Annotated in this window: 30 protein-coding genes; 5 read left to right on the forward strand and 25 right to left on the reverse strand. The window is 38.7% G+C overall.

Translation table 11 applies throughout. The features are described 5' to 3' along the window. Window positions 1–42 precede the first annotated feature (42 nt). Window positions 43–1,488, forward strand: coding sequence for a UDP-N-acetylmuramoyl-L-alanyl-D-glutamate--L-lysine ligase (locus PAN07_RS05275; protein ID WP_269797385.1), 1,446 nt, complete (start codon window positions 43–45; stop codon window positions 1,486–1,488). 34 nt (window positions 1,489–1,522) lie between these two features. On the opposite strand, the gene PAN07_RS05280 is transcribed toward PAN07_RS05275, so the two are convergent. The 22 genes from PAN07_RS05280 to PAN07_RS05385 all read right to left on the reverse strand — a co-directional run bounded on the left by PAN07_RS05280 (window position 1,523) and on the right by PAN07_RS05385 (window position 16,944). Continuing rightward, window positions 1,523–2,173 carry a DUF1803 domain-containing protein gene (locus PAN07_RS05280; RefSeq protein ID WP_269797386.1) on the reverse strand — a complete coding sequence of 217 codons (651 nt, stop codon included), beginning with the start codon at window positions 2,171–2,173 and terminating at the stop codon, window positions 1,523–1,525. Then, complete coding sequence (locus PAN07_RS05285) at window positions 2,157–2,669, reverse strand: YiiX/YebB-like N1pC/P60 family cysteine hydrolase (protein ID WP_269797387.1); 513 nt, start codon at window positions 2,667–2,669, stop codon at window positions 2,157–2,159. Before PAN07_RS05285 ends, PAN07_RS05280 begins: the two co-directional genes overlap by 17 nt. Window positions 2,670–2,741: 72 nt before the next feature. Beyond that, a complete protein-coding gene (locus tag PAN07_RS05290; protein WP_269797388.1) occupies window positions 2,742–3,677 on the reverse strand; it encodes a manganese-dependent inorganic pyrophosphatase in 936 nt (311 codons plus the stop codon). An 84-nt stretch (window positions 3,678–3,761) separates the two neighbouring features. Next, on the reverse strand, window positions 3,762–4,046 hold the full coding sequence (locus tag PAN07_RS05295) for a GIY-YIG nuclease family protein (protein WP_269797389.1): 285 nt from the start codon (window positions 4,044–4,046) through the stop codon (window positions 3,762–3,764). Continuing rightward, on the reverse strand, window positions 4,036–4,785 hold the full coding sequence (locus PAN07_RS05300; RefSeq protein WP_269797390.1) for a tRNA1(Val) (adenine(37)-N6)-methyltransferase: 750 nt from the start codon (window positions 4,783–4,785) through the stop codon (window positions 4,036–4,038). Before PAN07_RS05300 ends, PAN07_RS05295 begins: the two co-directional genes overlap by 11 nt. A 48-nt stretch (window positions 4,786–4,833) precedes the next feature. Continuing rightward, window positions 4,834–5,196: a S1 RNA-binding domain-containing protein gene (locus tag PAN07_RS05305; protein WP_254726241.1), complete on the reverse strand. Its 363-nt coding sequence runs from the start codon at window positions 5,194–5,196 to the stop codon at window positions 4,834–4,836. Between the two features lies 1 nt (window position 5,197). Further along, on the reverse strand, window positions 5,198–6,598 hold the full coding sequence (locus PAN07_RS05310) for a bifunctional Cof-type HAD-IIB family hydrolase/peptidylprolyl isomerase (RefSeq protein WP_269797391.1): 1,401 nt from the start codon (window positions 6,596–6,598) through the stop codon (window positions 5,198–5,200). An 81-nt stretch (window positions 6,599–6,679) separates the two neighbouring features. Then, window positions 6,680–7,189, reverse strand: a complete 510-nt coding sequence (locus tag PAN07_RS05315) for a GNAT family N-acetyltransferase (RefSeq protein WP_269797392.1) — start codon at window positions 7,187–7,189, stop codon at window positions 6,680–6,682. A gap of 167 nt (window positions 7,190–7,356) precedes the next feature. Further along, complete coding sequence (gene rpsR, locus PAN07_RS05320; protein WP_003080521.1) at window positions 7,357–7,596, reverse strand: 30S ribosomal protein S18; 240 nt, start codon at window positions 7,594–7,596, stop codon at window positions 7,357–7,359. A 31-nt stretch (window positions 7,597–7,627) separates the two neighbouring features. Continuing rightward, on the reverse strand, window positions 7,628–8,098 hold the full coding sequence (gene ssbA / locus PAN07_RS05325) for a single-stranded DNA-binding protein SsbA (protein WP_269797393.1): 471 nt from the start codon (window positions 8,096–8,098) through the stop codon (window positions 7,628–7,630). A gap of 11 nt (window positions 8,099–8,109) precedes the next feature. Next, window positions 8,110–8,400, reverse strand: coding sequence for a 30S ribosomal protein S6 (rpsF, locus tag PAN07_RS05330; protein ID WP_075566882.1), 291 nt, complete (start codon window positions 8,398–8,400; stop codon window positions 8,110–8,112). 130 nt (window positions 8,401–8,530) lie between these two features. Beyond that, the gene (locus tag PAN07_RS05335) at window positions 8,531–9,187 is read right to left on the reverse strand and encodes a CBS domain-containing protein (RefSeq protein ID WP_269797394.1); all 657 of its coding nucleotides are present in this window, start codon (window positions 9,185–9,187) and stop codon (window positions 8,531–8,533) included. A gap of 288 nt (window positions 9,188–9,475) precedes the next feature. Next, entirely contained in the window at window positions 9,476–10,186 is a 711-nt protein-coding gene (locus PAN07_RS05340; protein ID WP_075228228.1) for an ABC transporter ATP-binding protein, read from the reverse strand. Continuing rightward, a complete protein-coding gene (locus tag PAN07_RS05345) occupies window positions 10,186–10,950 on the reverse strand; it encodes an ABC transporter ATP-binding protein (RefSeq protein ID WP_269797395.1) in 765 nt (254 codons plus the stop codon). Before PAN07_RS05345 ends, PAN07_RS05340 begins: the two co-directional genes overlap by 1 nt. Continuing rightward, on the reverse strand, window positions 10,950–11,906 hold the full coding sequence (locus tag PAN07_RS05350) for a branched-chain amino acid ABC transporter permease (protein ID WP_269797396.1): 957 nt from the start codon (window positions 11,904–11,906) through the stop codon (window positions 10,950–10,952). The genes PAN07_RS05345 and PAN07_RS05350 overlap by 1 nt, the downstream gene beginning before the upstream one ends. 3 nt (window positions 11,907–11,909) lie before the next feature. Next, on the reverse strand, window positions 11,910–12,779 hold the full coding sequence (locus PAN07_RS05355; protein ID WP_269797397.1) for a branched-chain amino acid ABC transporter permease: 870 nt from the start codon (window positions 12,777–12,779) through the stop codon (window positions 11,910–11,912). A 104-nt stretch (window positions 12,780–12,883) separates the two neighbouring features. Then, a complete protein-coding gene (locus tag PAN07_RS05360) occupies window positions 12,884–14,044 on the reverse strand; it encodes an ABC transporter substrate-binding protein (RefSeq protein WP_269797398.1) in 1,161 nt (386 codons plus the stop codon). 88 nt (window positions 14,045–14,132) lie between these two features. Further along, window positions 14,133–14,402: a YlbG family protein gene (locus PAN07_RS05365; protein ID WP_075566868.1), complete on the reverse strand. Its 270-nt coding sequence runs from the start codon at window positions 14,400–14,402 to the stop codon at window positions 14,133–14,135. Between the two features lie 78 nt (window positions 14,403–14,480). Continuing rightward, complete coding sequence (clpP, locus tag PAN07_RS05370; protein ID WP_142557883.1) at window positions 14,481–15,071, reverse strand: ATP-dependent Clp protease proteolytic subunit ClpP; 591 nt, start codon at window positions 15,069–15,071, stop codon at window positions 14,481–14,483. Window positions 15,072–15,186: 115 nt separating this feature from the next. After that, entirely contained in the window at window positions 15,187–15,816 is a 630-nt protein-coding gene (gene upp, locus PAN07_RS05375; RefSeq protein ID WP_269797399.1) for a uracil phosphoribosyltransferase, read from the reverse strand. A gap of 84 nt (window positions 15,817–15,900) precedes the next feature. Further along, window positions 15,901–16,368 (reverse strand): cytidine/deoxycytidylate deaminase family protein, encoded by a 468-nt coding sequence (locus tag PAN07_RS05380; RefSeq protein WP_269797400.1) that lies wholly within the window; start codon window positions 16,366–16,368, stop codon window positions 15,901–15,903. Window positions 16,369–16,386: 18 nt separating this feature from the next. After that, the gene (locus PAN07_RS05385; protein WP_269797401.1) at window positions 16,387–16,944 is read right to left on the reverse strand and encodes a TetR/AcrR family transcriptional regulator; all 558 of its coding nucleotides are present in this window, start codon (window positions 16,942–16,944) and stop codon (window positions 16,387–16,389) included. Between the two features lie 124 nt (window positions 16,945–17,068). On the opposite strand from PAN07_RS05385, the gene PAN07_RS05390 reads away from it, so the two are divergent. From PAN07_RS05390 to PAN07_RS05400, 3 genes are read left to right on the forward strand one after another with little or no spacing between them, the layout of a single operon-like run. Next, window positions 17,069–17,914, forward strand: coding sequence for a DegV family protein (locus tag PAN07_RS05390; RefSeq protein WP_269797402.1), 846 nt, complete (start codon window positions 17,069–17,071; stop codon window positions 17,912–17,914). A gap of 52 nt (window positions 17,915–17,966) precedes the next feature. After that, complete coding sequence (locus PAN07_RS05395) at window positions 17,967–19,142, forward strand: NAD(P)/FAD-dependent oxidoreductase (protein WP_269797403.1); 1,176 nt, start codon at window positions 17,967–17,969, stop codon at window positions 19,140–19,142. 19 nt (window positions 19,143–19,161) lie between these two features. After that, on the forward strand, window positions 19,162–19,617 hold the full coding sequence (locus PAN07_RS05400) for an 8-oxo-dGTP diphosphatase (protein ID WP_269797404.1): 456 nt from the start codon (window positions 19,162–19,164) through the stop codon (window positions 19,615–19,617). Between the two features lie 28 nt (window positions 19,618–19,645). Here PAN07_RS05400 and PAN07_RS05405 read toward each other — a convergent pair whose 3' ends face one another. After that, window positions 19,646–20,386: a MerR family transcriptional regulator gene (locus tag PAN07_RS05405; protein WP_269797405.1), complete on the reverse strand. Its 741-nt coding sequence runs from the start codon at window positions 20,384–20,386 to the stop codon at window positions 19,646–19,648. A gap of 231 nt (window positions 20,387–20,617) precedes the next feature. Here PAN07_RS05405 and PAN07_RS05410 point away from each other — a divergent pair, with 231 nt between their 5' ends. Continuing rightward, window positions 20,618–21,958 (forward strand): sodium-dependent transporter, encoded by a 1,341-nt coding sequence (locus tag PAN07_RS05410; protein WP_269797406.1) that lies wholly within the window; start codon window positions 20,618–20,620, stop codon window positions 21,956–21,958. A 42-nt stretch (window positions 21,959–22,000) separates the two neighbouring features. On the opposite strand, the gene manA is transcribed toward PAN07_RS05410, so the two are convergent. Then, window positions 22,001–22,945 (reverse strand): mannose-6-phosphate isomerase, class I, encoded by a 945-nt coding sequence (manA, locus tag PAN07_RS05415; RefSeq protein WP_269797407.1) that lies wholly within the window; start codon window positions 22,943–22,945, stop codon window positions 22,001–22,003. A gap of 150 nt (window positions 22,946–23,095) precedes the next feature. Beyond that, a complete protein-coding gene (locus tag PAN07_RS05420) occupies window positions 23,096–23,674 on the reverse strand; it encodes a DUF3592 domain-containing protein (RefSeq protein WP_269797408.1) in 579 nt (192 codons plus the stop codon). Window positions 23,675–23,912: the final 238 nt, after the last annotated feature.

Genomic DNA, 23,912 nt, shown 5'->3' on the forward strand with positions numbered 1-23,912 from the left:
TGTTACTTGTAAAATTCAGACTTTCAGTTTACAATAGAAAGTATGATAAAGATTGAAACTATATTAGATATTTTAAAGAAAGATGATCTCTTCCGTGAGATCATCGACCAAGGACATTACCACTACAACTACAGCGATGTTGTTTTTGACAGCATCAGTTACGATAGCCGAACAATCAAAGAAAATACTCTATTTTTTGCAAAAGGAGCTGCCTTTAAAAAAGAATATCTGTTTTCAGCTATCGCACAAGGGCTTGGTTGGTACGTAGCTGAGCAGGACTATGAAGTTGGTATTCCTGTTATTGTTGTTAACAATATCAAAAAGGCCATGAGTTTGATTGCCATGGAATTTTATGGCAACCCTCAGGAGAAACTTAAAATCCTTGCTTTCACTGGCACTAAAGGAAAAACAACAGCGGCTTACTTTGCCTATCATATCTTGTCCCAACGCTACCCAACTGCCCTCTTGTCGACAATGAATACAACTTTAGATGGCAAGACTTTCTTCAAATCTTCCTTCTCAACACCTGAAAATATCGACCTCTTTGATATGATGGCTCAAGCGGTTAAAAATGGTAGAACTCATCTAGTAATGGAAGTTTCCAGCCAAGCCTATCTGGTAAATCGAGTGTATGGGTTAACTTTCGACGTGGGAGTTTTTCTCAACATCACACCAGACCATATTGGTCCTATTGAGCATCCAACCTTTGAAGACTACTTCTACCACAAGCGTCTCTTGATGAAAAATAGCCGAGCAGTTGTCATTAATAGTGATATGGACCACTTCTCTGTTCTAAAAGAACAAGTTGAAAATCAAGAACATGATTTCTACGGTAGCCAATCAAGTAATCAAATTGAAAACTCTAAAGCCTTTAGCTTCTCCTCTACTGGTAAATTAGCTGGAGACTATGACATCCAGTTGATTGGGCACTTCAACCAAGAAAATGCAGTCGCTGCTGGACTTGCTTGTCTTCGTCTAGGTGCTAGTCTTGAAGACATCAAAAAAGGGATTGCGACTACTCGCGTACCTGGTCGTATGGAAGTTCTCACACAGAAAAATGGCGCAAAAGTTTTCATCGACTACGCCCACAATGGTGACAGTCTTAAAAAACTTATTTCTGTTGTTGAAACTCATCAAACTGGAAAGATTGCTTTAGTTCTTGGTTCAACTGGAAACAAGGGAGAAAGTCGTCGTAAGGACTTTGGACTTCTCCTCAATCAACATCCTGAAATTCAAGTCTTTCTAACAGCTGATGATCCAAACTATGAAGATCCGATGGCCATTGCAGATGAAATCAGTAGCTATATCCATCATCCTGTTGAAAAGATTGTCGATCGTGAGCAAGCTATCAAGGCTGCTATGTCTGTTACAAGTCAAGAACTGGACGCTGTGATTATCGCTGGTAAAGGAGCTGATTGCTACCAAATCATCCAAGGTAAGAAAGAAGACTATCCTGGAGATGCTGCTGTTGCAGAACGTTATCTATAGTATATTTAAAGAAGGCTAGGAAAATTCCTAGCCTTTATTTTTTTATAAAGATGAAGCGTTCTTTATCAAATTCTACAGCCAACTCATATTTCCCATCTTCATTTTGAATGATGTAGCCCAATGAAACTAAACTATCAACAAAGATATCACGACGTTTCTGCATGAGCTGGTCTTTTTTTAGAAATTTAAGCAAAAAGGTTGTCATATATTTGAGAGCATACTCAGGGTTGACATCACCCAAAACAGCATAGAGTTTCTGCTGATCTTCTGTCAGCGGATACTGGTGCTTAACCTTATAAAAGTAATTAGACAAGGTCATCTTTTCCCGAGCAAAATCCGTATACTCTTCTAGGATAGCTGCATTGGTTTGATTGCGCAATTCAGTCAGAAAATCTTTCTCCAATATTTCTTGATAGATGGGACTATCATCTCTTACAAAGACTTCTTGATCCAATTCAAGAGATTCCGTAGACTCTAGAAAGGGAAGATTAAGATAATAGCGTTTGTTCTCTCGTAAAACCAAGCCAGCCTTAATATATTCTTCCATCAGCTTATCCACTGGTTGATCTGGAAATTGGGCCTTGATTTGCCGCAGAATCACATCGTCGTGCTGATCAAGATAGTCAACCAAATCTCTAAAGAATGGTTGTCGCGTCAAACGAGATGGATTAAAAATCTGAATCATAAAGATTCCTTTCTTTACAAACTAAAAGTGGTGATGCTGCTAATTGACTCGGGTTAGTGCCAGGCTGATTCAAAGGTACAGGGAGTCCTAGCTCTCTATAATATTGACTCCAGAAATCACTGATTTCCTGTGTATCATCCCCAAACTTCATAGAAATGGTCTCAAAAATAGGTAGAATGTCTGCAATAAATTGAGAGCAATAGAAACCATCACCATCTGGGTAAAAGGAAACATTATAGGGTGCACCTAAGTGGCTCTCTGCCCGCTTTTTGACTTCTGTACAATCAATCTCCGCATAGTGATAAAGGTCATAGACTTTTCCAGCTACAAAGAAATCTTCAGAAGCCTGGGCAATGACACCGCCTTCAGTTGTTGCATGATAGATGAAACCGTCTAAAAAAATGGCCACATGGCTATAGTTGCCAGTAGATTCCTGGATGGCTTTCCCTATATCCGAACTATCTTTCACAAAGATTAAATCACCATTTTCTAACATACTTCTCTCCTAGCAAAAAAGGAGTCGAAACTCCTTTTTATTACAATGGGTATCCCCATTTTCATTTTAGAATTATGCATTAAAGCTTTCAGTCAATTGTGGTACCACTTGTTTCTTACGTGAAACAGCACCTGGAAGGAAAGCGTGGTTGTTTTCAAGTTTGAAGTTGAAAGCTGCTTCTACCTTGTCCATATTAGCACCAAGAGCCAAAATTTCTGAGTTTGAGTTGACGATGTCTGTAATCATCAAGACAAAGTCAGAGTATCCGTTAGCTGCATTTGCGGCTTGTATAGCTGCTTCGATTTCAGCTTGGCGTTCCAATACTTCAGCAATATCAACTGTATTCACTTGAGCCACACGGATATTGTTTCCGTTGAGTTCAAATGTCTTAGCATCAATATCAATCAATTCTTCTGCTGACTTGCTTGCCAAGTTTGTACCAGCCTTGAGCATAGCAAGACCGTATTCTTCCAAGTTCACACCAGCCAATTCAGCCAATTCAAGAGCAATGACTTTATCTGATGGGTGAGTGGTTGGAGATTTCAAAAGAAGAGTATCTGAAATCAAACCTGATAGCATCAAACCTGCGATTTCTTTTGGAACAGCTACACCGTGTTCTTTGAACATGCGGTAAACGATAGATGATGCTGACCCAACTGGTTCCAAACGCATGTAAAGTGGGCTGGCAGTTTCAAAGTTAGCCACACGGTGATGATCCACCACACCATAAACTTCAACTTCAGCAATATCTGAAATAGATTGTTGGAATTCATTGTGGTCAGTCAAAATGACTTGCTCTGCACCTTCTGCTTTAGCAGATTTAATCACGCGCGGTACTTCTACACCAAAATAATTTAATACAAAAGCTGTTTCTTCATTTGGAGTACCTAGAGCCACCGCTTCAGTATCCAAACCGTATGCTTCTTTTGCAAGATAAGCAAAAGCGACAGATGAACCAATGGCATCTGAGTCTGGATTTTGGTGACCAAATACTAGAATCTTAGACATGATAATACCTCGTTTCTTTATTCTCTTTATTGTAGCATTTTTTTCAATTTTTGACAAAAGTAAGAGGAGTCAAATGACTCCTCGCTACATGTCAAAAGTATTGAGTAAATTCTTATTTTGATACTCTTTGAGATAATGTTCTTTTTGTAAGCGTGTTTGACGTTTGAAAAGAGCTTCTGCAGACATGGCTTCTTCCTTACTATCAAAACCTTCTGCAAAGATGAGTTTTACTGGTAATCTAGCTCGTGTATACTTGGCACCTTTACCACTATTGTGGACAGCGATACGTCTCTTGATATCTGTTGTATAGCCTGTGTAGTAGGAACCATCACAACACTCAACCACATACATATAAGCCTTATGAACCATAATAAATCTCTTGAATTTCTGGTGTATAGGAGCCGTCATCATTATGAACGATTAACGGTGGTAAAACCTTAAAACCACTAGTGGAACCGTCTTTGATAGCCTCAATCAAAAGCATATTGGCTTCCTTCTCCCGTTTAGGGTAAACAAATTGTAGGCGCTTTGGAGCTAGATTATGTTGTTGGAGTGTAGCTAAAATATCTAATAATCTATCTGGACGATGAACCATTGCGAAACGCCCGTTTGATTTGAGAATACTTTGAGCACTACGACAGATTTCCTTGAGATTGGTCGTAATTTCATGCCGAGCTAAAAGGTAATGTTCGCTTTCGTTCAGATTAGAATTTGGATCTACCTTAAAATAAGGCGGATTGCACAAAATCAAATCAACCTTACTCCCCTGAATGTGGCTAGGCATATTTTTCAAATCATCACAAATAACCTGCATCTGCTCTTCTAAGCCATTTAATCGGACTGAGCGTTCTGCCATATCTGCCAGGCGTTCCTGGATTTCCACAGAGAGAATTTTAGCTTTGGTACGACTACTGGCAAAAAATCCAACAGCTCCATTACCTGCACAAAAATCCACAATCAAGCCATTTTTAGGAAAGCGAGGAAAACGTGACAAAAGTACACTATCCACCGAATAGCTGAAAACCTCTCTATTTTGAATAATCTTGATATCTGTAGAGAAGAGTTGGTTAATCCGCTCTCCTGATTTTAATAATTGTTCTTCGTTCATACTTCTATTGCCACAAATTTAATAACATCAAAGATGGTTAGAAATTTATCAATTACTGTTTTTCTTTAAATGCTCCAAGGCTTCTCGAGTCCAAACAGGCATCATGCGACCAAGCGGTGCAAAACCATGTTTGATGCGATCATTCGAAAAACGTCTTCGTCTAGGAAGTTGATGTTTTTCTTCTTCCAAGGTACGAATGGAAAGGCTAGCCTTTCCTGAATATTCGTCAAAATCTACTACTTGTACCTGGACTTCATCACCGATTTTTAAAACTTCATAGATATTTTCGATAAATCCTGTCCGAATCTCTGAAATATGGATCAGTCCAGTCACTCCTGTTTCTAACTCAACAAAAGCTCCATAGGGCTGAATCCCAGTAATACGGCCATTTAGCTTATCACCTATTTTCATTTTAGTCCTCAATTTCAATAGTTTCAATTACGACATCTTCAACTGGCTTGTCCATTGCACCTGTTTCGACACCTGCAATTGCATCAAGAACTTCATAAGAAGCTTCATCCGCAAGTTGACCGAATACTGTGTGACGGCGGTCTAGATGAGGAGTCCCACCTTGTTCAGCATAAATTTCCGCAATTGGTTCTGGCCAGCCACCGCGAGCAATTTCTTTCTTAGAATATGGCAAGTGTTGGTTCTGTACGATAAAGAACTGGCTACCATTTGTATTTGGCCCAGCATTAGCCATAGAAAGGGCTCCACGGACATTGTAAAGTTCTTCTGAAAACTCATCCTCAAAAGACTCTCCATAGATAGACTCTCCACCCATACCAGTTCCAGTTGGATCTCCACCTTGAATCATAAAATCTTTAATAATACGATGGAAAATCACACCATCATAATAACCATCTTTTGATAGAGCAATAAAGTTGGCTACTGTTTTTGGTGCGTGATCAGGGAAAAGTTTAATGCGCATATCTCCATGGTTTGTTTTAATGGTCGCTAAAGGACCTTCTACTGCTTCAATGTCTACTTGTGGAAAATGTAATTCTTTTTCTACCATACCAAATCCTTCTAAGGCATCAAAGATGCCATCTTCTTCTAATGTTTTTGTAATATAATCTGCTTTTTCTTTGATTTTGTCATGAGAAACACCCATAGCGACACTAATGCCTGCATAATCAAAGAGTTCTAAATCGTTAAGACCGTCCCCAAAAACCATAACGTTTTCAGGTTTTAAACCTAATTGGTCAACCACCTTGGCAACTCCAGCTGCTTTTGAACCGGAAATCGGCACAACATCTGATGAATGTTCATGCCAGCGTACCATACGTAAAGTCGATGTTAAACTTTCAGGCAAAGTCAAGTCATCTCCCTGATCCTCAAAGGTCCACATCTGATAAATATCTTCTTTTTGATAAAAATCAGGGTCCACCTCTAAATCAGGATAAATTGGATCAATCGCCTGGCTAATCATTTCTGTTCGTCTTGATAGTTTAGCAGCATGACTACCAACTAGACCATATTCAATCCCCACTTCCTTAGTCCAAGCAATATACTCTTCTACCTTATCCTTAGCAATTTTGTTACTATAAATGACATTACCCTTTTTGTCCTCAATATAAGCACCATTCAAGGTCACAAAGAAATCAGGTTTGAGGGCTTTAATCTCTGGTACGACGCCGAAAATACCTCGCCCAGTCGCAATTCCTGTCAAGATTCCCCTCTCGCGTAATTGTTGAAACACTGTTGGAATAGTACTTGGAATAAAGCCAGTCTTTGAATTTCGTAACGTATCATCTATATCAAAAAAGATAATCTTAATCTTCTTAGCCTTGTATCTTAACTTGGCATCCATTATAATACCTCCTTCAATTCACTCTTTCCATTATACCATAAAGTAGAGAATTCCCCTATCTTCAAAGAAATTTGCTACCTCTTATTCGAATTCCTTAGATAAGTACAAAACTAAATCATCATTGTTTTGACTAGTAGCGTTCATTTCCAAGGGTTGATTTCTATACCAAACACCCGTCCCATCTGGAATATAGCCTCGTTTGATGTACAATCTTTGGGCGGGTCCATATCCTGAGTGGAGCCCAACACCAAGCGTCACCTTATCCGATACGAGTTTAACTCGTTTTTCCGCTTCTTCCATCAAGAGATTTCCAATACCTTGATTTTGAAAAGGCTCAAAGACATTGAAATCTGATAATTCTGGATAGATTTCTGCAAAAGGACCATGTTTAGCAGAGGGCAAAATGGTAATGTAGCCCGCTACAGCACTCTCAACCTCTGCAACTAAGACTTCTCTCTCCCCACTTTCTTGCTCCTTAAAGTATCGAGTTAAATTCTCCTCTCTACCAGGCCAACCCTGATTGATAAAACCTTGGGACAGGTGTTGGATATCCGATTCAATCATTTTTCTAATAATAGCGTTTCCCTTCATAAGATACTCCTTTAAAAATTCCTACTATCATTATAGCACCTTTATAGAGAAAAAAAAGAAACATCCGGTCCTTGGCTCGCTGAACTCATGAAAAAGAGGTACCCCGGACCTCAACTCGCTCTCTCATTTCAATGCTCGTTAAAAAAAGACCCACCAGGGTCTTTTTTTTAATCTTCGTTTACGAAAGGCATCAAAGCCATTACGCGAGCGCGTTTGATAGCTGTTGTTACTTTACGTTGGTTTTTAGCTGAAGTTCCAGTTACACGACGTGGAAGGATTTTTCCACGTTCTGAAATGAAACGGCTAAGAAGCTCAGTATCTTTGTAATCAACATATTCAATTTTGTTTGCTGCGATGTAATCAACTTTTTTACGGCGTTTGAATCCGCCACGACGTTGTTGAGCCATGTTTTTTCTCCTTTATAGTATTAATTGTCCATTAGAATGGTAAATCATCATCTGAGATATCCAAAGGATTTGTTGCTCCGAATGGATTTTCATCACGTGAAAAGTCAGGTACTGAATTTGTAGGTGCTGCGTGATTAGCAGTTGGTGCAGAATAAGCTCCACCACTTTGTCCTTCACGAGCACTACGGCTTTCCAACATTTGGAAATTCTCAGCTACGACTTCTGTCACGTAGACACGTTGTCCTTGCTGGTTATCGTAACTACGAGTCTGAATACGACCTGTAATCCCGACAAGAGAGCCTTTTTTAGCCCAGTTAGCAAGATTTTCAGCCTGTTGGCGCCACATAACGACATTGATAAAATCAGCCTCACGTTCGCCATTTTGACTCTTGAATGTACGGTTTACTGCAAGAGTAAAAGTCGCAACTGCTACATTTGATGGGGTATAACGTAACTCAGCGTCACGTGTCATACGCCCTACAAGTACAACATTGTTAATCATAATTTACCTTCTTACGCGTCAAGTTTGACGATCATGTGACGAAGAATGTCAGCGTTGATTTTTGAAAGACGGTCAAACTCTTTAAGAGCTGCATCGTCGTTTGCTTCAACGTTAACGATGTGGTAAAGTCCTTCACGGAAATCTTGGATTTCGTATGCAAGACGACGTTTTTCCCATGCTTTTGATTCAACAACAGTTGCACCGTTGTCAGTCAAGATAGAGTCAAAACGTGCTACCAAAGCGTTTTTCGCTTCTTCTTCAATGTTTGGACGAATGATATAAAGAATTTCGTATTTAGCCATTGATATGTTCCTCCTTTTGGTCTAATGACCCCAAGACTTAGCAAGGGGTAAGTGAGGTTTGCTCACAATAAACTATTATACTAGAAAAAAATTTTTTTGGCAAGTAAAAAAGGTGTTTCTAATTCATTTTTTAAAGCTTTTTTGCAGAAGTTCGAGCAATTTCCTCTACTTGAATATTTTCTGCTTCAAATTTTTCTTTTAGGAATGGAAGATCAACTATTCCATCGATTTGGACCTCAATAATAATTTTACCGTCCTTGCGAGGAAGGTTAATCGTATGTGAGATATTAAGATTTTCTTCAACGATCAAAGAAACAATCTTGCTTAGAACTCCGACCTCATTTTCAGTGATAAAACGAACACGAATTCCTTCTTCTCCATAACCTGAAACCTCTAGAAAAGCTCTGAAAACATCGCGATCTGTAATTACACCATAGAGCTGATCGTTATCCATAACTGGAAGGATACCAATTTTATTTTTAAGCATGAGATAGGTTGCATCTTCTAGGCTAGCGTAACCTGAAACAGTTATAACATCACGAATCATGACATCTTTTACCTTTGTTTTATTAAGTAGGTAATTCATCTCATAGATAGAAAGACTTGTAGCTTTAGATGGACTAGCTTCAGCAATAGTGCCTTCTGTAACCAATCCCACTAATCTATCATTTTCAATAACAGGAAGACGGTGCAAACCTTGTTCACGCATTAAGTCAGCCGCATGAGCTATTGTTGTATCTGGACTGATATAGACTACCTTACGTGTCATAAAATCTTTAACTGCCATAAGACTTCTCCTTTATATTTATAGTTTTATTATACACCTTTTAAAGAAAGCAATCAAACGCTTTCAATTCTTTTTCAAGATTCAGAAAACTCTGATGACCTTACAAAAAAGAGCTCTTAAAATGAGCTCTATGAATGAAAGAAATAACTCTTCATTCGTTTTTAATTTTTTCTGGTGAGATATAGGATTAGAGGCATTCTATATCCGCCGACTAAAAAGGTCCCCGGACTAGATGTTAATTGCTACCGCAATTTTTATCCGCCGACTAAAACAATCCACTGGATTGTTTTAGCCACCTAGATATGCTTTTCTGACTTCGTCTGAGGCTGCGAGTTCTTTTCCTGTTCCTGATAGGACAATCTTACCTGTTTCTAGTACATATCCTCTATCTGCAATAGCAAGTGCTTTATTAGCATTTTGCTCAATCAAGAGAACGGTTGTCCCTTGCTTTTGAATATCTTGAATTATATCAAAAATTTCTTGGATAAAAATCGGCGCAAGTCCCATTGATGGTTCATCCAAAAGAAGGAGTTTAGGTGTAGACATGAGTGCACGCCCCATGGCAAGCATCTGTTGCTCACCACCAGATAGGGTAGCAGCATCTTGATTTTTTCGCTCTTCCAAACGTGGGAAACGTGAAAAGACTTTCTTCAAATTCGCTTGATTCTCTTCACGATTTTTCTTAAGAAAGGCTCCCATCTCCAAGTTTTCCATAACAGTCAAACCTGAAAAGACATGACGTCCTTCTGGAACCTGAGAAAGACCTGATGCAACAATTTTCTGAGCAGGCATCTTTTGAATTTCTTGCCCTAAAAACTCAATTTTCCCAGAGCTTGGACGGACCAAGCCTGAAAGGGTACGAAGAATGGTTGTTTTACCAGCTCCATTTGCTCCGATAAGGGATACTACTTCTCCTTCGTTTACTTCAAAACTCACATCACGAACAGCTTGGATCATGCCATAATGCACTGATAGATTTTCAACTTTTAACATAGACATTAGGCTTCACCTCCTAGATAAGCTTCGATAACTCGTTTATTGGCCTTGATTTCACTAGGCGTTCCGTGAGCAATCAAGCGACCATACTCAAGCACATAGATACGTTCAGTAACGTCCATTACTAAGTTCATATCATGCTCAATCAGCATAATCGTAATGTTAAATTCATCCTTAATACGACGAATCAACTCTGTCAATTCGGCTGTTTCCTGTGGGTTCATACCCGCTGCAGGCTCATCCAAAAATAGAATTTTCGGTTCTGTAGCGAGGGCACGAACGATTTCCAAACGGCGTTGTTGACCATAAGCTAAGTTTTTAGCTAAAGTATCAGTATCCCCATCCAAATCAAAGATTTTAAGTAAATCGATTGCCTTAGCTTTTAATTCTTTTTCATTTTTATAAAATGTTGGCAGACGCAAGAAACTAGCAAAAACATGCTTTTTATGGTGATTGCCAAATGCAATAAGAACATTATCCAAAACAGTTAAATCTTTAAAAAGTCGAATGTTTTGGAAAGTACGCCCTAGGCCAAGAGAGGCAATTTTGTATGGTTGCTTACCATTTAACAAGTGACCATCTAATGTAATTGTTCCTTCACTTGGTTCATAAACACCTGTTAAAAGGTTGAAAAGAGTTGTTTTCCCAGCTCCATTTGGTCCAATCAAGCCAACAAGTTCACCTTCATTCAATTCTAGAGTTACATCTCCAACAGCTGTTAGACCACCAAAATGCTTGGTTAACTGTTTTACTTCAAGTAATGCCATTAGTTTTGTTCCTCCTTCTTAGTTTTTTTAAAGAGACGAGATAGACTTAATTCCCATGTTCCAAGAAGGCCACCTGGTCTGAAAATCATTACAAGCACCAAAGCCAAAGCATAGATGATCATACGAATACTTGCTACATCCTGGAGAATCATATTAATAATTCCCAATACAATAGCTGAAACAATAGCACCTGTAACAGAGCCCAAACCACCAAATACAACGATAATTAAGACGTTAATAGAGTTGATAAATGAATAATCCTTAGGAACTACTGATCCAATAAATCCTGCCTGAAGAGATCCCGCAATACTTGCAGTCATAGCTCCAAATACAAAAGCGATAATTTTAATTCTTGTTGTATTGACCCCAACTGATTCTGCTGCAATCTCATCTTCACGAACAGCTAGAGTTGAACGGCCAATTGGGCTACGAAGGAAGTTTAGGGTTGCTATCGTTGTAATAACCACAAAGAAGTAAACCATTTGCCAGTTGGTAAAGTTTGGAATACCAAGAATACCGGCTGCTCCATTGGTAATATCTCCACCATTGACGATAAAGATACGAATGATTTCAGCAACACCAAGTGTAGCAACTGCAAGATAGTCCCCCTTCAATCGAAGAGTTGGTATTCCAACGACTAAAGCCACTAATCCTGAGATAAGTGCCCCAAGAAGCATAGCTCCAAAGAAGGCTCCATAAGTAGGAGATTTAGAACCAATAATAGCTGCTGCATAGGCACCAATAGCCATAAATCCAGCATGACCTAGTGAAAATTGGCCAGAAAAACCAACAATCAGATTAAGTCCCACTGCAAGGATAATATTGATACCAATTTGTTGTAGGATTTGAATGTAAAAAAGATTTAGGACTCCAGCTGAAACAAGCAGGCTAATCAAGCCATATCCTGCCAACAAAAGGAGCAACCATAGAATATTAACTTTTAAATTATCTTTCATTGTTTACACCTTCTCTTTCACATTCTTACCAAGAATACCTGCAGGACGAACAATCAAGATCAAGAGCAAGATACCGTATACAATAGCATCACGGAAATCTGACATTCCAAATGCTGTTGCAAAAGTTTCTAATAATCCGATTACAAATCCTCCAAGAGCTGCACCTGGAATAATTCCAATACCACCTAAAACGGCAGCAACGAAAGATTTAATACCTGGAGTCATCCCCATCAATGGTTCCAATGAATTATAGTAAAGTGCAATAAGGACACCAGCAGCACCAGCTAGAGCTGAACCCAAAGCAAAAGTAAAGCTGATAGTACGGTTTACGTTGATTCCCATCAACTGAGCCGCATCACTATCAACTGAAACGGCACGCATTGCCTTCCCCATCTTGGTCTTTTGTACAATTAATTGCAGAAGAACCATCAATACAAGAGAAACAGTCAAAATTAACAATTGGATATTTGTTAGACTAATTGGTCCTAAATCATAACGTACTGTTTGAATGGCTTGAGGAAAGGCACGTGTATTGGCACCAACGAAATAGACCATCCCGTACTCAAGCAGGAAAGATACCCCAATCGCTGTAATCAAAACTGAGATACGAGTTGAATTTCGTAAAGGACGATAAGCTAGAAACTCAATAACAACACCAAGAATAGCTGTACCGACCATAGATAGAAGTAGGGCAACAAAGAAATTTAATTGTAGGTAATTAATCAAGAAATAGCCCATGAAAGCCCCCATCATATAAATATCACCATGGGCGAAGTTGATGAGCTTGATAATTCCATAAACCATGGTATATCCGAGGGCTAATAATGCATAAACACTACCCAGGATTAAACCATTAACAAGTTGTTGGAGCATGTAGTTCACTCTTTCTAATATTATTTTTGTATATAAAATTGCTTCTAAAATACCGAAACAGGGAGTGAGTAAAAAGCTCATTCCCCATTCTCGTTATCTTTAATTTATGGTTTTACGACTTCTGCCGCTTCAACTTTACCATTATTCATAGTCATCATGAATGCAGTTTTAACAGTGTTGTGATCTGCATCGAAACTTGTTTGTCCTGTTACACCCTCAAAGTTTTGAGTTTTAGCAAGATTATCTTTAATTTCTACAGATGTTTTAGCACCTTTTGCTGCATTTGCTACAAGGTAAACTGAGTCATATGCAAGAGCTGCAAAAGTTGAAGGCTCTTCATTGTATTTCGCACGGTATGCTTCTAGGAAGGCTTTTGCCTTATCAGAAACATCAACTGTTGATGAGAAACCAGAGATGAAGTAAATGTTTGATGCTCTTTCTGCTGTTGCTTGTTGAACAAACTCATCACCATTAAATCCATCACCACCGATGATTGGTTTATCAATACCCATACCACGAGCTTGGTTTACAATTTTACCTGCTTCAGTGTAGTAACCTGGTAATACGATTGCATCAAATTCTTTATCTTTGATTTTTGTAAGAGCTGCTTGGAAGTCTGTATCTCCTGATACAAATGTTTCATCAGCTACGATTTCACCTTTAAATGATTCACGGAAAGCTTTTGCAATACCTTTAGCATAATCACTTGAGTTATCAGTATATAAAACAACTTTTTTAGCGTTCAATTTATTAGCTACATAGTTTGAGATGATTTTACCTTGGTAGCTATCTTGGAATGTTCCAATAAATAGGAAGTCTTGTCCTTTTGTCAAACCATCTTGAGTAGCACTTGGCGAGATTAATGGCACAGCAGCTTGAGTAGCGTTTGCCACTGCAGCAGCAGTTGCTCCAGAAGTCGCAGGACCTACGATAGCTGCTACTTTTGATTGAGTAACAAGGTTTGTAGAAACAGAAGCCGCTTCAGCAGTTTCAGATTTGTTATCTTTATCTACAACTTCGATTTGTTTTCCATCAACACCACCAGCAGCATTGATTTGATCAACTGCAAGTTGAGCACCCTTTTGTTCAGATGTACCGTAAGCAGCTACTGCTCCAGTCTCCTCAAAGTTGAAACCAATTTTAATAACTTTTTCATCTACTGGGTTACCAGTTGCATTCGATGCTCCTGATTTCACTTCACCACAAGCTGTTAAAACAGCTACACTTGCAAGTGCAACAAGCGATAATGCGAATTTTTTCTTCATAATTTGTCTCCTTCTTAAGTTCATTTTTAATGACATGTTAAGAATATACCGAATTATCAGAAAATTGTCAATACTTTTTTGTATTTTTTTAAATGATAACGTTTTCTTCCTTTCGATAAAGGTTTCCAACAAAAGGAGTTTCTAGTTCTTGAATGTGGCAAACTCTTACTTTTTTAATAAATTTTTCTTTTTCTAAACGTTCTACCAATTCAGCTACTTCTTCTGTTGGTACATAAAGCTGTATATAACGACGCTTTTTAGAATGGTAACAGATATCTCCAAAACTTTGGAGTTTTTTTACATCACGATTATAATAAAGATAGACAATCAGACCAGAACGATTCTCTTTTTCAAACATAATATAGCTTCCTTTTAAAAATCTTCCTTTTATTATATCAAAAAAAGCAAACTCAGTCGAGTTTACTTTTAAGGATTATTAGTTCAAAGAATTATTTGCCATAATCTCGTCAATGAAACCATATTCTAATGTTTCTTGAGCACTCATCCAGTAATCACGTTCAGCATCTCTATGAATTTGCTCAACAGATTTACCAGAATTATCTGCAAGAATTTGCTCCAAAGTCTTACGGGTTTTAAGTAAGTGTTCAGCGGCAATAGCCATATCAGTCTGCTGAGTACCGCCACCAGTTCCACCCATTGGCTGGTGAATCATATACTCTGCATTTGGAAGCATGAAACGTTTACCTTTAGCACCACTAGATGCAATGATAGTTCCCATTGATGCTGCCATCCCCATGACAATAGTTTGGACATCAGCCTTGATAAAGTTCATGGTGTCAACAATCGCCAAACCAGCTGATACAGAACCTCCAGGAGTGTTTACATAAAGGTAAATATCTTTTGTACTATCTTGCGCATCCAAGAAGAGCAATTGAGCAATGACTGAGTTTGCCATATTGTCTTCGACTGGTCCAGTCAACATGATAATGCGATCCTTAAGAAGTCGTGAGTAAATATCATACGAACGTTCTCCACGACTTGTTTGTTCAATAACTACAGGAATCATTCATTTCTCCTTTTGATCTTTTAAATTTAGTAGTTGTCTACTGACAATGAGGTTATTATACCTCGTTGGTCAAAAAAGGTCAATTTTTTGATGTGTATAATCCTCTTTTTGTGTCCTACTTAGTTCCGAACAAGCGGTCCCCAGCATCACCTAAGCCAGGAACAATATAACCATGTTCATTCAAGCGTTCATCCAAAGCTGCTGTAAAGATTTCTACATCAGGGTGTGCTGCTTGAAGTGCCTTCACACCTTCTGGAGCTGATACAAGGCAGACAAACTTGATGTTTGAAGCTCCACGTTTTTTGAGAGAGTCAACAGCCAAAATCGCTGATCCACCTGTTGCAAGCATAGGATCAACTACAAAAATTTGACGTTGGTCAATATCTTCAGGTAATTTTACCAAGTATTCTACTGGTTGAAGGGTTTCTTCGTCACGGTACATACCAATGTGACCAACTTTTGCTGCTGGAACCAAACTCAATAATCCATCAACCATCCCAATACCTGCACGCAAGATAGGTACGATTGCTAATTTTTTACCAGCCAATTGTTTTTGAACTGTTTTAGTGATCGGTGTTTCGATTTCTACATCTTCAAGTGGAAGATCACGAAGCACTTCATATCCCATCAACATTGCAATCTCATCTACTAGCTCACGAAAAGCCTTTGTAGATGTGTCAGTACGACGCAAGATTGACAGTTTGTGTTGGATCAGTGGATGATTAATAACTTCAATTTTTCCCATTTGTGAGTTCCTTCTTTCAATTTATTCTTCTAATTATATCAAAAAATGGTTCAAAAATCTTTTGAAACCATTCTTTTTTTGATTCTAAATCAAATTTACTTCCCTAATAGCTGACTGAACTGTTTCAAGCGGTAGATGGGTTAATTCCGTCTTTTTTTCTTGGTAAAGGTATTGGGCATAATCATCCATGCGGTATTGGTTGATATAAACAACACGTTCACAACCTACTTGAAGCAACTGTTTTGTACAGTTAAGACAAGGAAAATGCGTAACATAGGCAGTGAATCCTTTTGGAATACCTCGTTCAGCGCCTTGTAAAATAGCATTCACTTCTGCATGAAGTGTTCTAACACAATGTCCTTCTATCACAAGACAATCATGATCAATACAATGCTCAGTTCCTGAAACAGAGCCATTGTATCCAGTTGAAATCACTTTGTTGTCCTTCACAAGTACAACTCCAACTTTTGCTCGTTTACAAGTTGATCGATTGGCAATCAATAAGGCTTGAGCTGCAAAGTATTCGTCCCAGGCAAGTCTTTTATCTGACATCATTTATCTCCTAATCGTCTATTTTTTAAAAAATGGTAGGCGTAAATCTGCAATCTTTTCAGCGGGTACCTTCATCCCATCTTTAATCCATTTTATAAGGACTGAGACAATAGCCGAACTCCAGAAAGAATGAAGATAAGAGCTGACTCCTTTAGTTTTTCCATGGTGCTTTTCTAAAAAGTCCTGCATAGCTTGAACCAGTATCTTTTCTAAATGATAATCCAAAGCAAGTTGAATTACCTTAGCTTCTTTCTTAGCCTCATGAAAAAGATGGATCCACACTAAATGAAGATCATTCTTGACATCATAGTTCCCTAACTGTTCCATGATGTTATGTACGCTACGCTTGAATACACTTTCGAGAATGGCTTCTTTTGATTCATAATTTCGATAAAAAGCCGCTCTTGAAACCCCTGCTCGTTTAACTAATTCGGAAATACTAATCTTTGCTAACTCTTTTTTCTCAAGGAGTTGTATAAGGGCAGTTTCAATTGCTTCTCTGGTCAGTAAATTGGATTCTTGGTTTGCTTTTCTCAGATTATCAAGCGACGTTTCTGAAATTTTTCGTTCAGCCATGACACTTCCTTTCTACTTGTAACGACAGAGCGGTATTACTTTTGTTTCAAGAACTTTCATGATATAATTGTAAAAAAAGACAGAACCTTTGTCAATGTATAAGTGATAAAGATGGAGAATTTCTATGACATGGAAGATTGTAGCTGACTCTGGTTGTGATTATCGTCAACTGCCAAACCTTGCTATTGATACTGAGTTTATCAGTGTCCCACTAACCATTCAAGTGGCTAATCAGATTTTTATTGATGATGCTAATCTTAATATCGATCACATGATGGAAACCATGTATGCGACTTCTGAAGCTTCTAAATCAGCCTGTCCTAGTCCTGATGATTACTTACGTGCCTTCGAGGGAGCAAAACATATTTTTGTTGTGACTATTACAGGAACTCTGTCTGGTAGCCAAAACAGTGCTCAACTTGCAAAAAATATTTATCTTGAGGACCATCCCGATACTAAAATCCATGTGATTGACAGCCTTTCAGCTGGTGGAGAGGTTGATCTCTTAGTTGAAAAGCTAAACGACTTAATTGAACAGGGATTATCATTTGAAGAAGTTGTCCAAGCAATTACTGCTTACCAAGAAAAAACAAAACTTCTTTTTGTTCTTGCTAAAGTAGATAATCTGGTTAAAAATGGCCGTTTGAGCAAGCTTATCGGTGCGGTTGTCGGACTACTTAATATTCGAATGGTTGGAGAAGCAAGTGAAACAGGAACATTAGAACTCCTCCAAAAAGCTCGTGGTGCTAAAAAGTCCCTTCAAGCTGCATATGAAGAAATCATTAAAGCTGGCTACGCTGGTGGACGTATTGCCATGGCTCATCGTAGCAATGAAAAATTCTGCCAACAACTCTCAGAACTCTTGCGAGAAAAGTACCCGCAAGCTGAAATTAAGATTCTTCCAACTTCTGGACTTTGTAGTTTCTATGCAGAAGATGGCGGACTTCTCATGGGATATGAGATTGGTTAATCAGACAAGAGATGACTTATCATCTCTTGTTTTTTTATGGTACAATACTCTTATGAAACATTTTGATACTATTGTCATTGGAGGAGGTCCTGCTGGTATGATGGCTACGATTTCCAGTAGCTTTTATGGACAGAAAACCCTCCTTATCGAAAAAAATCGGAAACTCGGAAAAAAATTAGCTGGTACTGGTGGGGGGCGCTGTAACGTAACTAATAACGGAACTCTAGATGACCTACTAGCTGGCATTCCTGGAAATGGACGTTTTCTATACAGTGTCTTCTCCCAGTTTGATAACCATGATATCATCAACTTTTTCACAGAAAATGGTGTCAAACTCAAGGTTGAAGACCACGGACGTGTCTTCCCAGCCAGTGATAAATCTCGTACCATAATCGAAGCTCTGGAAAAGAAAATCACTGAACTTGGTGGGCAAATTGCTACTCAAACGGAGATTGTTTCTGTTAAAAAGATTGACGATCAGTTTGTCCTTAAGTCAGCAGACCAAACCTTCACTTGTGATAAACTCATTGTCACAACTGGTGGCAAATCCTATCCTTCTACTGGTTCAACTGGTTTTGGTCATGATATCGCTCGCCACTTTAAACATACCATTACCGAACTTGAAGCGGCCGAGAGTCCTTTGCTGACAGATTTTCCACACAAGGCTTTGCAGGGAATTTCACTAGACGATGTGACTCTAAGCTATAGCAAGCATGTCATTACTCATGACCTACTTTTTACCCACTTTGGTCTGTCAGGTCCTGCTGCTCTACGTATGTCAAGCTTTGTCAAGGGTGGTGAAATCCTCTCTTTAGATGTCTTGCCACAACTTACTGAAAGTGACTTAGTTAACTTTCTAGAAGAAAATCGTGAAAAATCCTTGAAAAATGCCTTGAAATCTTTATTGCCTGAACGCTTGGCAGATTTCTTCTCGCAAGGATACCCAGAAAAAGTCAAACAACTAACTGAAAAAGAACGGGACCAACTTCTCCAATCTATCAAGTCCCTCAAAATCCCGGTTACTGGCAAAATGTCATTGGCTAAATCCTTTGTAACTAAAGGTGGCGTTAGTCTCAAGGAAATCAATCCTAAAACTCTGGAAAGTAAGCTGGTACCTGGTCTTCACTTTGCAGGGGAGGTGCTAGATATCAATGCCCATACTGGTGGCTTTAACATTACTTCTGCCCTCTGTACCGGCTGGGTGGCGGGAAGTCTACATTATGATTAAAGATCAAAGGTGATATAAAATGAACAGACACGAAGCAGTCGAATTTGTCAACATGTGCATGATTAAAAATGGAGACAAGGTTCTTGTCCAAGACCGAGTTAGTCCTGACTGGCCTGGCATTACTTTTCCTGGTGGTCATGTTGAACGTGGCGAATCCTTTGTCGATGCCGTCATTCGTGAAGTGAAGGAAGAAACTGGTCTGACCATTTCTAAGCCTCAACTCTGTGGTATCAAAGATTGGTATGATGACGATGACTATCGTTATGTTATCCTCTTTTACAAAACAGAACACTTTACTGGTGAGCTCCAATCTTCAGACGAAGGGAAAGTCTGGTGGGAGGATCTTGAAAATCTACCTCATCTAAAACTATCTACTGAGGATATGTCTGACATGCTTCGTATTTTTTTGGAAGAGGACCTCAGTGAGTTCTTCTACTACAAGGACGGTGATGACTGGCTTTATGAGTTGAAGTAAAAAATAGGCTAGGAATTTCCTAGCCTATTTATTCTCCATTTGTCTGAACGTAAGCTGCAATCACATCTGATGTGTACTGGGCTGTTCCAGGTCCAAATTTATCAATATTTTCCTTGAACTCTGGGTTATAGACATAGCCTTGGCCGATATGACCGAAGACTTCCATAGAGCAGTCAAATCCATATGTACGAATAGCTTGTAAGAGTTTGGCTGCTTCCTCTTGGTTTTCGGCCGCTGTTGCAGGCAGACCAGCTTGAAGGTTTTGTGCCAAGGCTTGAAAAACTTGGTTGAAGGCGGCTGTGGCCTCGTCTTCACGACCCTTTTGTTGCTCGAGGGCTTGATCCATAACTTCTTGCCCATATTTCTCTATCGCTTCTTGGTGGTATTTTTGATTGTCTTGATAACTAAATCCCGTGAATTTTTCCTCAATGGTCATTTTTCTTTCTCCTTTTTGATCTTGAATAGTTTTTTGCAAGGTAGAAATCAAGGTATCTAGATGTTGCCTTTCTCGAGTTAGGTAATCCAACTGTCTTGCCAAATGTGGTAACAAGTCCGTCTTTTCTTCCTTCAATAGCTCTGCTATTTTTTCTAAAGAAAAGCCTAGATACTTGTAATAGAGGATAACCTGAAGTCGTTCTAAATCCTCTTGACTATAGGTTCGATAGCCATTTTCTGATTTTAACGGAACCAAGAGTCCTATCTTATCATAATGGTAGAGGGTCTTGACGGAGACACCTGAAAGTTGCGCAGCTTCTTTGATATGGTACATGATTTCCTCCTCACATGAATAGTATATCCCCTTACCTTAGGGTAGAGTCAAGTATTTTATCATATTTTTTATGAAAACATGAAAATCGCTTTCTTGACAGGCTTCAGAAAACATGATAGGATAATCAAGTCTATCAATCAAATAAAAGGCTCTTAAAGAGCAATTGAGAGAAGGCTATTTGACAACTCAAGTAGCCTTTTCTTATTTTAAAAATAGATTGGAGTTTTAACGATGTCTGAAAAATCGCAATGGGGCTCAAAACTAGGCTTCATCCTTGCATCTGCTGGTTCTGCTATTGGTCTTGGAGCTGTATGGAAGTTCCCTTACATGACTGCTGCCAATGGTGGTGGAGGATTTTTACTAGTCTTTCTCATCTCGACACTATTGATTGGATTTCCTCTCCTCTTGGCAGAGTTTGCCCTTGGTCGAAGCGCTGGAGTATCAGCAATCAAAACTTTTGGAAAGCTTGGAAACAATCAAAAGTACAACTTTATTGGTTGGATTGGTGCCTTTGCTCTTTTCATCCTTCTCTCATTTTATAGTGTAATTGGGGGTTGGATTCTAGCATACCTTGGTATCGAGATTGGAAGATTATTCCACCTAATCGAAAATGGAGATTATGCCCAGCAATTCTCTTCCATCATTTCTAATCCAGTTATTGCCTTAGGAGCCCAAGCTACCTTTATCTTCTTGAATATTTTCATCGTTTCAAACGGCGTTCAAAAAGGAATTGAAAGAGCATCTAAGGTTATGATGCCCCTACTTTTTATCATCTTTGTCATTATTATCGGGCGTTCTCTCAGCTTGCCAAATGCCATGGAAGGTGTGGTTTACTTCCTCAAACCGGACTTCTCAAAACTGACAAGTGCTGGACTACTCTACGCTCTGGGGCAGTCATTCTTTGCTTTATCTCTCGGTGTTACAGCCATGTTGACTTACGCTTCCTACCTAAACAAGAAGACCAAGCTGGTCCAATCAGGTATGTCCATCGTAGCCTTGAACATTTCAGTTTCTATCATGGCAGGACTTGCGATTTTCCCTGCTATGTCAGCCTTTAATATCCAATCCGAAGGTGGACCAAGTCTCCTCTTTATCGTGTTACCACAACTCTTTGACAATATGCCTTTTGGTACGATTTTCTATATTCTCTTTCTCTTGCTTTTCCTCTTTGCGACAATAACTTCTTCAGTCGTTATGCTTGAGATTAATGTTGGTAATATCACCAATCAGAACAATAATAAGCGCAATCAATGGAGTCTAATTTTAGGTATCATGACCTTTATCTTTGGTATTCCTTCAGCTCTTTCCTATGGTCTTATGGCAGACGTCCAAATCTTTGGAAAGACCTTCTTTGATTCCATGGATTTCCTGGTTTCCAATCTCCTTATGCCTTTTGGTGCCCTCTGCTTGTCTCTTTTTACAGGTTATATTTTCAAGAAAACATTAGCCATGGAGGAACTCCATCTTGATGAAAGACCATGGAAACAAGGACTTTTCCAAGTCTGGCTCTTCCTACTTCGCTACATCATCCCAATTATCATCATCGTGGTCTTTATCGCCCAATTTATGTAAATACAAAAAAGGACTTGAGAATCAATCTCAAGTCTTTTCTTTTTATGGATGGCTTACAATCAATTCTAAATCTGATCCTTCCAAAGTCCAAGCTTCAACATCACTTGGCAAGATAAAATGGCTACCTTTTTGGATAGGATAGTCTTTACCATCTACAGTTAATTTCCCTTGACCAGCCAAGACGCTAAATAAACTGTAGTCAGCTGTCTTTTCAAAGTCAACTTTTCCTGTGATTTCCCACTTGTAAACTGCGAAGAAATCATTAGACACAAGAAGAGTTGAACGCAGGTCATCTGCTTTAATAGTCACAGGTCGGCTGTTAGCAGGCTCACCAATATTTAAAACATCGATGGATTTTTCAAGGTGAAGCTCGCGCAAGTTGCCATTATCGTCCTTACGATCAAAGTCATAGACACGATAAGTTGTATCACTAGACTGTTGCGTTTCAAGGATCAAGATACCTGCTCCGATAGCATGCATAGTTCCACTTGGTACATAAAAGAAATCTCCAGCTTTTACAGGAACTTTTGTTAACAAGGAATCCCAGTTTTTATCTTCGATTTGCTGGCGGAGTTCTTCTTTTGACTTGGCATTGTGACCATAGATAATCTCTGAACCCTCATCTGCAGCGATGATGTACCAGCACTCTGTCTTTCCAAGTTCGCCTTCATGCTCTAGTCCATAAGCATCATCTGGGTGAACTTGAACACTGAGCCAGTCATTGGCATCAAGAATTTTGGTTAATAGTGGAAATACTGGTTCCGGACGGTTACCAAATAACTCACGGTGTTCCGCATACAAAGTAGCTAGATCGATTCCCTCAAAGCGACCATTGGCTACCTTAGACACACCATTTGGGTGAGCTGAGATTGCCCAGTATTCTCCGATTTTTTCGCTCGGAATGTCATAGCCAAACTCATCACGTAGTTTAGTCCCACCCCAAATTTTTTCTTGCATTACAGAATTTAAAAATAATGGTTCTGACATCTTGATCTCCTATCTGATTTTTCTCTCTTCATTATAGCAAAAAAAGAGTCCTGATAGAACTCTTTTTCATAGATTATAAAGTAGAGAGAAGATTTTATAAAAATAGTAACGATATGGATTTCATACTTTTGAAAAATCTACCAGAAACTATTAGTTAACAAGATTTGGAAGAATGAACACTATAAAGAAAGCTAGAGCAACCATCAGAAAAACGAGGAAATAAGCTAAACATTTAGTCACCCATGCATAACGACCTGGTTTTAAAGGTCTTTCTACATAAGAATGTTTTGGTTTTTTAGGATCATAATAAACAGTTACTTTCCCTCCAATTGGAAATCGTTCCATTAAAGGTGATTTTGTTAAAGTGATGAAACTATTCCTATAAATCTTGTATCTTAAAACCTGAGGAATTTCCCCATCTTCAAAATTATCCATTTTAACATCAGAGACGATCGAACCCAAAGGAGTACTGATTGTATTTGAAATCGCAGATAGAAATTTTGGACCTACAACCTTGTATTGGTTCCCGTCGACAGTGTACTCAACCACTGGGAGACTAATCCCGTTATAAAGAGCATAGGAATATCGGATAATAACTCCTTCCGTTCTTTCGGTGCATCTCGTGGCATTTCTGTAATTACTAAAGATAAAAATGTCGAACATGAAATAGGTGAAGGCAGCAAAGCCTAAACTCATTAATCCAAATAATAGAAAGAAAGTTGTTGGCATCTTTTTTCTCCTTCAAACATGATGATGACTCTATTTTAACAGAAAAGACACAAAAGAAAAAGACTGGATTGCTCCGATCTGTTTAGTCAATCAAATATTAGAAAATGAATACTCCTTTTCAATGAATCGATTGATGGTAAATAAGCTGTTAGAAATTATTGACAGTATCGAAATTTTCTAGTAAAATGAATTTTGTTAATACCTAAATGGTGTGTAATTTTCTATCAACATAGTCAGG

This window comes from Streptococcus sp. SM5, assembly GCF_027497975.1.